Source organism: Bacteroides cellulosilyticus DSM 14838 (assembly GCF_000158035.1).
Classification (GTDB): domain Bacteria; phylum Bacteroidota; class Bacteroidia; order Bacteroidales; family Bacteroidaceae; genus Bacteroides; species Bacteroides cellulosilyticus.
Map to the genome: position 1 here is coordinate 991,490 of NZ_EQ973490.1, position 13,500 is coordinate 1,004,989.

Sequence of the window (13,500 nt, forward strand, 5' to 3'; positions counted from 1 at the left end):
CCCATACTTTACAGGGAGGTTCACAAAAATGCCATTTTGATTGAAGTATTGCCAATAATACCCTATTTTTGCAATCGCCACCAAAGAAAATACCTTGTAACATTATGGAAAACAGAATTCATCGTACAGAAATTCAGATATATGTATCCCCCTTTCTCATTGTCATCTTCCTATTAATGAGCATTTCCTCATATGCACAGCAAATAATAGCCAAACAAATGCCTTTTCTGGAGCAGCTGCCTTCCAATGAAGTAATAGACTTACATCAGGATCAGAATGGGTTCATCTGGTTAGGAACTAAAAACGGCTTAGGACGATATGACGGATACCAACTCCAGACTTTCAAATCAGACTTTAACCAGCCTCATTTATTAACCGATGACTTCATCTGGTGTTTTGCTGAAGATGATAATTGCCTGCTGGTAGGAACAAGACAGGGGGTTAATTTGGTGGATAAAAGCAACTATCAGATACGGCCATTCCCAGATACAGAAATCCAGAATACATGGATAAACTTCATGTTGGTAGATAGCCGGAAAGAACTATGGATATGTACCCGTAATCAGGTTTCTCACTATAATTCAGACTATTCATTGAAGAAGCGCTACGGAAATTTGATCCCGGCGGTTCCCAATAATGGTATAAACTCAATATATGAAGATCATTTCGGCAATATATGGGTATGCACATGGGGAGGAGGTTTATATAAGTATCTCAAGAATACAGATACATTTATGAGTTTCCCTACACTCGGAGCGAATAATAATCCGTTTAAAATATTTCAGGACAAAGATGACCAATATTGGATATTGACTTGGGGAGACGGTATCTACCGTTTTCATCCGGATGCAACAGAGGATAAAATGTACACGCATCAAGAAATCTTCAATGAAAAACTGCACCAGCCTGAAACCGCCTTCTTCAGTGTAGTACAAGATGATGTTTACGGCTATATATGGATATTCGGCTACCACGAACTTTATGCTTTCAAAGTGGCGGACGGACATCTGGAAAAAGTGGACCTCAGCTCGTATATGTTCGATTATAACAAAATGTTCAGCCAGATCATCAAAGACAGGGAAGGCAACCTTTGGGCCGGGGCCTATGACAGCGGGTATCACTTGCTAATGGGAAATCCTGCCATAGCTAATAACTTCTTGCCCAAACTGAAAAGACATGTAGGTTTCGACACGAATATAACCACTCTGGGTATTGACCCCAACAACGGGCTCTGGTTCAATCAGGAACGTTGGGGACTCTGCTGGTATGACATAGAACAAGATAAATTCTATGACTACTCGAATACAAATTCCGGAGTGCATAATATAGGATATATCCTCCGTTCGAAACAGCCGGGAGAATTCTGGCTGGGATGCAGAGACCAACCCACCCTCTACAAGGCAAAACTAAACAGTAAAAGAGAAATTGAGTACTTACTGGCAAAGGACTTATATACACCAAAAGGGACTACTGGCAACATTACATCCATGTATGAAGACAGTAAGGGGAATTTATGGGTAGCTACCACCGGACAGCTCTATCTAAAACCGGACAGCAAAGACTTTATCATCCCCGAATTCTCTCTGCCCAACATTACATCTATTGCAGAAGACGGACACGGTAACATCTGGTTGGCAACCGAAGATTCCGGTTTACATAAGGTTTCTTTAGGGGATAAACTGAAACAGATTAAACAATACTCAACCCAGAATTCATCCTTACCCAGTAACAATATTGACAAGATAGTGATCCAGGAAAATCATTTATGGATTGCCACTACTCAAGGTTCCATCCTGCAAATGGATCTCAACTCAGAGATAATGAAGGACTTCAGCAACTCATGCGGAATGACCGGACAGTCTATTTTAGGGATGAAACATGACAGGAATACCCTTTGGATACTAACAAACCGACAATTGACTGCCTATGATATCCAGTCAGATAGATACATTCATTATTCAAATTCAGACGAATCCGTTCAGATAAACTCGTTCAAGAAGGACGTCATAGACTTGTTCAACGGCAAGCTTTATGCCGGTGGGCATGGTGGTTTTGTATCGATGGCTTCCTCAAAATTCCCATCTAAGAAGATCAATTCCAATCCGGTCATCATAACAGATATCAAAGTATCCAATCATTCTTTCTTCTTCAGTCCCCAGCGCCAGTCGAATGATTTATCAACCCGAAGCATCTGGTTGGAGTCCGAAGATAACAATCTTGAAATCTTCTTCTCCGCTCTTCAATTTACAGCAACATCGAGAATAAGATACGCCTACAAGATGGATGGTGTGGACAAAGAGTGGGTATACACCGAAACCGGTAATCGGTCGGCTTTCTACAATAAAATTCCTAAAGGATATCATACTTTCAAGGTACGCTCTACAGATGAATACGGCTACTGGAAAGACGACGTCACAGAACTACGTATCTATAAAAAGCCGGCTTGGTACGAAACATGGTGGGCATACGGTACCTATATAACTCTCATCATTCTGATCCTTTATTCCATCATGTTCTATTACCTGTACAGGGTAAGACGGTCCGACCAGGTTAGATTCCAGAAAGAACTGACCAAGACTAAACTGGAATATTTCACCCATATAAGCCATGAACTGCTCACCCCGCTCACTACCATCAGCTGCGTAGCAGATGATTTGGAAGAAACAAAGGTATCTCCACAGGAAGATGTACATATATTGAAAAGTAATGTGCTCCGCTTAAAACGCTTAATCCAGCAAGTACTAGATTTTCGGAAAGTAGAAAACGACTCGTTTGTACTCACCCCTACCTATGGCAATATCAGCAGCTTCATCCGTGAAATCTACCATACAGGCATACGACCGATCATTGAAAAGAAAAACCTTCATTTCAGTCTTCATCTGGAAGAAAAAGACATTTGGGGATATATGGACTTTGACAAAATAGACAAGGTTCTGTACAATATACTCTCGAATGCGGCCAAATATACACCTGCCGATAAAAAAGTAGAGCTGAATGTATCGACTCTGCAAAAGGATAATTCCCGATTCCTCCGGATAGAGGTGCAGGATGAAGGAATCGGCATAGATCAGAAAGAAATATCCAAGATATTCACTCCATTCTATGTGAACAAAACAGCTTATGCACCTCAATCAAACGGTGTAGGGCTTTCATTAACCAAGAAACTGGTGACCTTGCATAAAGGAGACATCCAGGTAGAAAGCAGCATCGGAGAAGGTTCCAGATTCACTGTTCTAATCCCTATCGACCGAAATTATTATCCGGAAATAAAGGACATTATCGAAACCAGTGAAATACCGTCAACAGTACCGAATGAAGCAACAGAAGATACAGAAGAGAAAGAAGATACGATATTATTGGTAGATGACAATGAAGAGTTCCTGCTATTGATGAAAAGAAAGTTGGCAACACACTACAATATACTCACTGCTACGAATGGAAAAAAAGCATTGGAAATTGTAAGAAGCGAAGACGTAGACCTGATGGTCAGCGACTATATGATGCCCGAAATGGATGGAATCGAGCTCTGTGCAACAATGAAACAGGACATCAATACCAGCCATATACCGGTATTGATGCTTACGGCAAAAAGTTCAGTGGAAGACCAAGTGAGATGTTTCAATGCAGGAGCAAACGGATACCTGACGAAACCATTCGATATGAAAATGCTTAATGCACGCATTGACAATCTGATGAAATCCAACCAGAAGCGACAAGAGAAGTTCAGAGTCGATACGGAAATCAATGTTGTAGCACTGGAATATCAGAGTACTGACGAGCAGTTCCTGGAAAAAGCCATCGAATGTATAGAGCAACATCTGATTGAAACCGAATTTGATATAGATACTTTTGCCTCGGAACTCAACGTTTCCAAGTCCACTCTAAATAGAAAAATGAAAGCAATGATCGGTCTCTCCCCAGTAGAGTTTATTCGCAACATCCGGCTTAAACATGCATGTACACTCCTGAAAAAGCCTTTCATTAATGTCTCCGAGGTTGCCTATGCGGTTGGTTTCAGCAATCCAAAGTATTTCACGAAGTGTTTTAAAAAGGAATTTGACGTAACGCCTACCGAATATCAGAAAAAGGAAGAAGATAAATAAACGACTTACCCGTTGGCGGAGTTTATTGCTCATCATTTTATTCCTTTCATTTTCCGTTTTGAATTCCTCCAACCAATTGCTACTTTATTATTTGCTTTCCCCTATACTACAACAAAATCCCTCTCCAGCAACAAGTGTATTTTTGACGCAGTTAAGGTATACAAATAACGCATTCCCCGCTCTGTACCCCTTTCTGCCTCATTTGAGTACTCCTCCCTGTTCTTTTCTATATTTATTTGCATCGGCCTTAAAGACCGTAAATCAACAACAAGGATAAAGAGTTTCAGTGACCAATCCTTTTAATAATAATATATATGAAAGACAAATTTCTTAAATCAATCCAAAGAAAAAGCTGGCTGTTGCTGGCCCTGTTCTTCATCAGCAGTTGTAGCAATGAAGACATCGTGAAACATCCCGCCATCACCAACAAGTATGATCCCTCAAAGCCTCAGGCACTGACCGGCTTTATCCCGGAAAAAGGAGGAATAGGTGACAAAATCATTGTTCAGGGAAACTTCGGTACAGACCTATCCAAGATGAAAGTGATCTTTGCCGATACCAAAGAGGCTAACATCATATCAAGCGACGGAACTTCTATTTACTGTACCGTACCTAAACAACCGGGCGGTAATAATTCTGTTAAAGTCGTTGTAGACGATAAAGAGCTTACCATCGACAAGACATTTGCCTACACGCAGGTACAGAAAGTTTCTACAGTTTGCGGAACCTACAATAAAAGAGGAGATACCGATGGAAACATCTACGATGCACTATTCAATAATGTATTTGCTGTCGGTATAGTGGCAGGAGATAACATTGTAGCAGTAGAGTCGGACAAACAACGGGTACGCCTGATTTCAGAAAGCGAGAACTTGGTTACAACCCTGATAAGCGGATTCAAAGCAGGTAAACCTGCAATCAATAAAACCCGTGATAAAATGTACTTTATTGATGTCAAATCAGCTAAAGTATATATCCTGCGCCGTGAAAATAGCTGGCAGCCGGAGCTATTGCGCGAAGGTATCACCGAATTATCCGCCAACAATGGTGAAACCTGGTCCTGCATTATTGACGATGAAGAAAAATACCTCTATACAAGAAATCACCTGGGGATCTTCGTACGTATCAATCTGACAGAAAAAGATGATAGCGGACAGTACAAAGTAGAAAAACTCCTTGAACACCGCTGGGACTTTGAAGCTTGGGTTTCCGACCATTGTAGCTATCTGGCTTATAGCCGTGTAGAAGATTGCTTCTATTTTGCAGAAGACAGGACACATGCTGTATACCGGATTAAACAGAACGCTGACGGCACATGGTCGGACGAAAGATATGCCGGAAACGGCTGGCCTAATCAAACCAATACGGAAGGTTATCGGGAAGACATACAGTTTGCCTGGCCAAATGGAGTAACTGTTGACAATGAGGGCAACATATATGTAGTAAACGCAGGCGGACAATCCATCCGAAAGATATCCTACCCGGATGGCTACGTAACAATTGCTGCCGGCGGCACCATGTCGGGCGAGACTGAAACAGACGGACTTCCACTGGAATGTACATTCCTATATCCCAAAGATATAGCTATGGATTCTGAAGAAAACTTCTATATAGCCGGAGGTGCAGGATTGAATGTGCGTAAACTCGCTATAGAATAAACTCCTTCCCGTAAATCAATAAATAAACTAATATATGAAAAATAGATTTTTCCTTATACTTTCATTCCTATTGCTTGCAAGTGTGTTTCCACTTGCCGCACAGAATGGTTTCACCGTATCCGGTATTGTGATGACGGAGCAAGGTGAAGAATTACCTGGTGTTACGATTCAATATAAAAACAATCCTTCCAAAGGAGTTATCACGGATGTTGATGGTAATTTCCGCATGGACAATGTTCCCGCCAATACAGTATTGGTGTTTACCTACATAGGTTATGCACCCCAGGAACTGGTGGTAAACGGAAATAAAACCAAGCAAAAGATTGCACTGAAAGAAATTGTAAATGAAACCGATGAGGTAGTGATTGTAGGTCGCGGTACTCAACGTAAAATCTCGGTAGTAGGTGCGGTAACTAACGTAAAGGCATCCGATTTACAGGTTCCTTCATCCTCGGTAACAAACATGCTGGGAGGTCGTGTACCGGGCATCATTGCCGTAACCCGAAGCGGCGAGCCTGGCAATGACTTTTCTGAATTCTGGATTCGTGGTATCAGTACTTTCGGTGCAGGTGCATCCGCTTTAGTGTTGATTGACGGTGTGGAAGGCGACCTGAATATACTTGATCCTGCCGATATTGAAAGCTTCACCATCCTGAAAGATGCTTCCTCTACAGCTGTATATGGTGTACGCGGTGCCAACGGTGTGGTACTCGTTACAACAAAGCGCGGTAAATCGGGTAAACTGAATATCAGTGTGAAAAGTAATGTCGGGCTTTCCTATTCTGCACGCAATCCCGAATATGTGGACGGATATACGTACGCACAACTAGCCAACGAAGCCTCCGTCGTACGAGGTGGACGTCCCGTATACAGTAATGCCGAGTTAAACCTGATAGAAACAGGACTGGACCCGGATTTATATCCCAATGTAAACTGGCGTGATGTTATGCTGAAAGATTATGTATGGAACAATCAGCATCACATTAGTATTAATGGTGGTGGAACGAATGCACGTTACTACATGAGTGTGGGTCTTCAACATAAGGATGCCATCTATAAGCAAGATAAAGGAATTAAAAACTATGATAACAGTGTAGGTTATAATAAATACAATTTTCGCGCAAATATCGATGCTAACCTAACCAAAAGTACTATTATTGAGCTGGGCTTATCAACAGAGATTGTAACCAATTCTTTCCCCGGATATGCCAATGATACGAAAGCCTTGTGGCAAACACAAGCCAACCTGACCCCTGTGACCGTTCCGGTACTTTATTCGGATGGTTCGCTTCCAGCCTACGGTGCCAGTGCTGACCAACAGAACCCATATATTTTACTAAACTATACAGGTTATAAGAAGAAAAATGAAACGACAAGTAGTATCCGCCTACGCCTTGAACAAGATTTTGACCAATGGATAAAAGGTCTGAAGGCAGAAGCCACCATGTCAATCAATAATTACTCAGCCTTAACACAGTCTCAAACAAAAACTCCGGCGCTCTACTATGCACAAGGAAGAAACAAAGACGGCTCCTTAAATCTGATAGAAAAAGTAGCCAAAACAGATGATAAATACGAGTCTACCAATCTGTCTACACGGAAAATCTATTTTGACGCCCGTGTTAACTATAACCGCCTGTTCAATAATGATCATCGCGTAACCGGATTAGCCGATTTTTATATGGAAGACTTCATAACCGGTGAAGCGCAAACACTTATCGCATCTATCCCAAAACGGTATACAGGTTTGGCTGGGCGTGCAACCTACTCTTACAAGGATACCTATTTCCTGGAAGGTAACATCGGCTATACCGGTTCAGAAGCATTTGAGAAAGGACAGAAGTTCGGCGTATTTCCAGCCATCTCAGCAGGTTGGGTACCTACACAATATGAATGGGTGCAGAAGAACTTGTCTTTTATCAATTTCTTCAAGATCAGAGCTTCGTATGGTATCGTAGGTAACGACCGACTTGGTAACGACACACGTTTTCCGTTCCTTTCTACCATGACCGAAGGTAGTGGAGCCGGTATCTGGGGAAGTGGCAAGAATATAGCAGAAAGCCAGGAGGCGTCCCAAAACTTACGCTGGGAAAAAGCAAAGAAGTTCGATATAGGTATTGACGGACAACTATTTAATAGTAGTGTGGAGTTTACAGTCGACTTTTTCAGTGAACGCCGTACGGGAATTTTCCAGCAACGTGCAAGTATTCCCGATGAAATGGGATTGGCTACGCTGCCTTGGGCAAACGTAGGCGAAATGAAAAGTTGGGGAGCGGATGGTAACATCTCATACACTTACCGGTTCAAAAATGATATGAGCCTGACAGGACGCGCCAACTTCACTTACTCTAACAATAAACTGCTTGAATACGAACAAAGCGGAATTAAATATCCCTACCAAGCATGGAAAGGAACACCTTGGGGAACTCAACGCGGATTAGTTGCCTTAGGACTATTCAAAGACCAGGCAGATATTGATTCAAGCCCCAAACAAACCTTCGTAACCAGTGTAATGCCGGGTGATATCAAATACAAAGATATCAATGGCGATGGTAAAATTGACAGTTACGATGAAGTACCTATCTGCTACTCCAATGTTCCACGTCTGCAATACGGTTTCGGTCTGGAATTCCATTGGAAAAGACTGACTGTAAGTGCCCTGCTTGAAGGAGTAGGCCAAGTGAACTTTCTGTATGGAGGCAGTGGTTTTCACCCTTTCAACGGTGGACAAACAGGAAACGTACTCAGCATTGTAGCGGATGCCAGCAATCGCTGGACACCGGCTTCTTATTCCGGAACCAAAGACACGGAGAATCCGAATGCCCGTTTTCCGCGTCTCACCTACGGAGAAAACAAAAACAATAGTCAGGCATCCACATTCTGGATTGCAGACGGATCTTATGTACGCTTGAAGAATGTACAGATTATGTATGACATCACTCTGCCATGCTTCAAAAAGATCGGCTTGCAAGGTTGCCAGATCAGCTTGATCGGTGATAATCTTCACTGCTGGGACAAAATCAAACTATGGGATCCGGCACAAGCATCCGACAACGGCGCGGTATACCCGCTGCAACGTGTATTTACCATACAGGCAAATCTTCAGTTCTAAACCTAAAAAACGATATGATTATGAATACCAAATATACATTTAAAGCTCTTCTTTGCGGCATATCCATCTGGGCAGGGATGAGTCTCGGATTAACCTCATGCGAGTCTTATCTGGATGTGGATTCTTACTTCTACGACCAGACAAATATTGATTCAATCTTTCAAAGTAAAGTTCGCGTCAATGAATACATTAATGGCATTGCCACCATACTACCGGATGAAAGTAAACTGTTCACCTCCTCTTATTTCCCGTTCGGCATGGGTTCCGACGAATGCTTCGCATCGTGGGCGGACGATTATGGGAAAAATGAGAAAGACCCTTACAGACATGCCGCAATGGCTCTGTTGCTGGGAGATGAAACTCCCCAAAGCGCGAACTATAATAACTGGGGAAGCTTTTATAAAGGTATCCGCAAAGCCAACATCGTGTTGACCCGCATCAGCGAATGTAAAGATTTGTCAGATATGGAACGCCGTGACTATACAGGACGCACTTACTTCTTGCGCGGATATTTCTATTTCAGTTTGCTGCGCCAATACGGACCGGTGCCTATCGTTCCCGACAAGCCTTTCGATGCCGATACCCCATCCGACGAAGCCTCTATCGAACGAAGCACATACGATGAGTGCATAGACTACATCTGTAGTGATATGGAAAAGGCTGCGGAATTCCTCCCGGATTCCCGTACACAACAATTCCAGTATATTGCAAGCAAAGGTGCAGCATTAGCGGTAATGTCTCGCTTACGCCTTTATGCGGCAAGTCCATGGTACAACGGAAATACCCGCTATGCGGACTGGAAAACAGCCGATGGGCGGAATTTCATTTCTCAAAACAATGATAACTCTAAATGGGGTGTAGCCGCTGTAGCTGCCAAACGAATCATTGATATGGGAAAATACGCACTCTTTACAACTGCCCGTACAGAAAGAACACAGGAACTCCCGTCCAATATTTCACAGGCCGGTTTCCCTGACGGGGCCGGTAATATCGATCCTTACGCATCTTACAAGAGCCTGTTCGATGGTTCTGTGAATGCAGAGTTAGTTCCGGAATATATTTATTATTGCAATGCCATAGTGAAAGAGAACTCTCCTCAATGGCTGGCGACCCCTACCGCTCTGGGAGGTGCCAACGGTATAAACCTCTGTATGGATTTGATTGATTCCTATAAAATGATAGATGGATATGACATCCACCATTCCAGCGCAAACTATCCTTACCCTGATGCCTCTCATGCAGGTGATCCGATAGATATTGCTTACAGGGTATCTGACGGCTATACCGTGAATGGCAATGTAGCCAAAGTAGATGCTTACCGTGAACCTCGCTTTTACGCAACCATAGGATATAATCATTGTATCTGGCCTGGAACTTCTTATGTAGGCAATGACCCGGTGACCAATGTAGAAGTGACTTATTACTCTGATGGTAATGCAGGCCCGCTTCCCGAATACCCGGACAATTACAACCGTACAGGCTATACTCTCCGTAAATACATCAATCAGGAAGATAACATGAAAGGTTCCTGCCGTGCCAAAACATTTGCCGTATTCCGCTATGCGGAAATCCTCCTCAATTATGTAGAGGCATTAAATGAATTGGAAGGAAGTTATACGGATGAAGCCACAGGTATCACCGTGACCCGTAATACAGAAGAAATAAAGAAGTATTTCAATATGATACGTTATCGTGCCGGTATGCCGGGCATTACCGATGCCGAACTGAACAGTAGAGACGATATGCGTGAAGCTATTAAGCAGGAACGTAAAGTGGAGTTTGCCCTCGAAGGGCTTCGCTACCATGATTTACGCCGTTGGGGCGATGCGGACGCAGCTTATAATACAAAGATTATCGGCTGGAACACCAAAGCCAGAGTAAATAACCGTACCGGATTCTACACCCGTACAATATGGGATTCAGAGAGAATACAGAAGCGTGTATTTACACAGAAGATGTACTTCTTCCCCATCCCACAGACAACGTTGGATCATAATGCAAAACTGGTTCAGAATCCAGGCTGGTAATTAACTTTAATATTAAGACAATTATGAAAAAGCATATTTTATTTTCATTAGCAATAGGTTCGCTCTTTGTACTCACCGGATGTGAGAACACCAATGTTTGGGAAGAGGAACAGTATATAAAACAAGCCTATCTCGTAGGTATCGGAGAAGAAGGAGCATTAGTGACCCGCAACGTCAACTATGCGGACGAAAGTGCAGAAACTTTCGTATCGGTAGGCACCAGCGGCTCATTGAATCCGGATGGGGACATTCACTGTACATTGATTGAAGATCCCTCAGGCATCACTTCTTACAATCAAAAATATAAATCGAGTACGGAAATCCAATATCAGGCACTTCCTGCGGCCAATTACAACATATCTTCAATGAATGCAGTGATCCGTGCCGGAGAATCTTATGCCCGCATACCTGTTACCATCCACCCGGAAGGATTACATTGTGATTCCTTATACGCCCTTCCGCTGAAAATGGAATCTTGCAAAGAGTACCCTGTTGCACAAGCTGAAACAGTGGTTCTGTTCGCTATAAAGACCTACAACAACTACTCGGGATACTACAATTACATCGGTACCAACAACGGAGCTTCCTTTAGTTTGATTCGTAATGCTGTTGCTGTAAACAAGAATACAATTCGTATTTATTATACAGGCACTGAGGAACTGGCAAGAGCGAAAGATACCGGACTCACCATTACAGTGAACGAAGATAACACACTCAGCCTTGCCGGATGGAAGAACCTGAATGTTACAGAGGGAAGCGGAAGCTACGATCCTCAAAACAAAACATTCAGTTTTACATGCAGGGTGAATGGGAATGAAGTGGAAGCCTATTTAATATCGGCAACAGCAAGCGAAGAATAATCGTAACCGGAAAGGATATATTAAAAACCACCACAGATTATACAGATAAAAACAGATACTTGCTTCTTCAATATAAACAATCTGTGAGTATCAGTGTAATCCGTGGTGAATTATTAATTACATAAATGAACTATTATCATGAGAGAAAAAAACATCAAAAGAGTGTTCTTGTGTTGTCTCACCGCTTTGGCTGTTAATACCTATGCCCAGAATTTCAACTGGGTCAGCAGTACAGAAGGCAACACTTGGAAACAATCAAAAGTGAAATTACAATCGAGCGCCGGCCAAACCCCGCTTTTAGATATCAGCGGAACGGAAGAAGGCACCACATTCAAAGCATGGGGAACCACCTTCAACGAACTGTACTGGGATGCCTTGAACATGCTCACCCGTGATGAACAGGACGACCTGTTGAAGAAAATGTTTTCCCCTGAAGGAGAACTTCGTTTCAACAGAGGCCGTATTTCGATGAATGCCAATGACTATGCCCGTGACTGGTATAGCTGCGACGAAGTATCAGGCGACTTCCAACTGAAGTATTTCAATATCAACCGTGATAAATTGGCTATTATCCCCTTTGTCCGTGCAGCGCAAAAGTATAATCCGGATATGACTTTCTGGATGTCTCCCTGGTCACCTCCCAGCTGGATGAAAATTAACAATGACTATCCGGTTCGCAGTGACAGGACTAATAAGATGTCGCCTCTGTCTGATGTAGTACTCTATGAGGATAATACGGAGACACGCGATAACGTCTTCCCCCGACAACTCGCAGTGAATGACTACATGATTCAGGACCCACGCTATCTGCAAACTTATGCCAACTTCTTCTGTAAGTTCATTGATGCTTATAAAGAACAAGGAATTCCCATCGATATGATCATGTATCAGAATGAAGCATACAGTTATACCCCGTATCCCGGTTGTGCCTGGACAGCTGAGGGTACCGTACGTTTCAACGTAGAGTATCTGGCGCCCACATTAAAGAAACATCATCCGGAAGTAGCTCTCTACCTTGGTACTTTCAATACCAACCGCTATGATTATGTTGATAAAATACTTTCCGATCCACGCATGCCGCAAAGCGTTCAGGGAGTTGGCTTTCAGTGGGAAGGAGGACAGATACTACCTAAAATACGTGCCAAATACCCCCAGTACAAGTATATGCAGACAGAAAGCGAATGCGGTGGGGGCACCTTCGACTGGAGAGCGGGCGAACACACCTTCCATCTGATTAATCACTATCTGGGTAATGGCTGCGAAGAGTACACCTTCTGGAACAATACCCTCTGCGATAACGGTGAAAGTCCCTGGGGTTGGAAACAAAATGCTTTGATACATGTTGATTCAAAAACCCGTACGGCAACTCTTACACCGGAGTATTATGCTGTAAGACATTATAGCCAGTTCGTAACACCCGGTTCACGCGTTATAGCCTACAAGCCTTCAACAGAAGGAAGAACACCGGTCTTGGTAGTGGAAACTCCAGAAAAGAAAAAGGTAGTGATAGTCGGAAACTTTAATGATGAGGCTAAAAAAGTAACCGTGAAGTTGCGGGACCGTTACCTGAACATTGAACTTCAACCGCACTCTTTCAATACATTCGAAGAGAAATAAATTTCTTCAATAAAATGATAAGCAAGTGAGCATAATTCGTTTATGCTTTGGGAGTATCTGTCATGCTAAGCGTAGTCGAAGTATCTCCTCTCTTGAAATGATGAAGAGAATGAGATCCTTCGA

General features: G+C 42.8%; 6 protein-coding genes. All 6 read left to right on the plus strand.

From position 1 onward, the window contains the following. Positions 1 to 104: 104 nt before the first annotated feature. Entirely contained in the window at positions 105 to 4,103 is a 3,999-nt protein-coding gene (locus BACCELL_RS08390; RefSeq protein WP_007211272.1) for a hybrid sensor histidine kinase/response regulator transcription factor, read from the plus strand. Between the two features lie 314 nt (positions 4,104 to 4,417). Beyond that, positions 4,418 to 5,761: an IPT/TIG domain-containing protein gene (locus BACCELL_RS08395; RefSeq protein WP_007211274.1), complete on the plus strand. Its 1,344-nt coding sequence runs from the start codon at positions 4,418 to 4,420 to the stop codon at positions 5,759 to 5,761. Between the two features lie 34 nt (positions 5,762 to 5,795). Next, on the plus strand, positions 5,796 to 8,873 hold the full coding sequence (locus BACCELL_RS08400; RefSeq protein ID WP_007211275.1) for a SusC/RagA family TonB-linked outer membrane protein: 3,078 nt from the start codon (positions 5,796 to 5,798) through the stop codon (positions 8,871 to 8,873). 20 nt (positions 8,874 to 8,893) lie between these two features. Continuing rightward, on the plus strand, positions 8,894 to 10,900 hold the full coding sequence (locus tag BACCELL_RS08405) for a RagB/SusD family nutrient uptake outer membrane protein (RefSeq protein WP_022209620.1): 2,007 nt from the start codon (positions 8,894 to 8,896) through the stop codon (positions 10,898 to 10,900). Positions 10,901 to 10,923: 23 nt separating this feature from the next. Continuing rightward, positions 10,924 to 11,760, plus strand: coding sequence for a BT_3987 domain-containing protein (locus BACCELL_RS08410; protein WP_007211277.1), 837 nt, complete (start codon positions 10,924 to 10,926; stop codon positions 11,758 to 11,760). A gap of 138 nt (positions 11,761 to 11,898) precedes the next feature. Next, the gene (locus tag BACCELL_RS08415; protein WP_007211278.1) at positions 11,899 to 13,377 is read left to right on the plus strand and encodes a glycoside hydrolase family 30 protein; all 1,479 of its coding nucleotides are present in this window, start codon (positions 11,899 to 11,901) and stop codon (positions 13,375 to 13,377) included. Positions 13,378 to 13,500: the final 123 nt, after the last annotated feature.

Coding starts and splice junctions, on each gene's coding strand:
- BACCELL_RS08390 (WP_007211272.1), top strand. CDS start 105: ATGGAAAACAGAATTCATCGTACAGAAATTCAGATATATGTATCCCCC.
- BACCELL_RS08395 (WP_007211274.1), top strand. CDS start 4,418: ATGAAAGACAAATTTCTTAAATCAATCCAAAGAAAAAGCTGGCTGTTG.
- BACCELL_RS08400 (WP_007211275.1), top strand. CDS start 5,796: ATGAAAAATAGATTTTTCCTTATACTTTCATTCCTATTGCTTGCAAGT.
- BACCELL_RS08405 (WP_022209620.1), top strand. CDS start 8,894: ATGAATACCAAATATACATTTAAAGCTCTTCTTTGCGGCATATCCATC.
- BACCELL_RS08410 (WP_007211277.1), top strand. CDS start 10,924: ATGAAAAAGCATATTTTATTTTCATTAGCAATAGGTTCGCTCTTTGTA.
- BACCELL_RS08415 (WP_007211278.1), top strand. CDS start 11,899: ATGAGAGAAAAAAACATCAAAAGAGTGTTCTTGTGTTGTCTCACCGCT.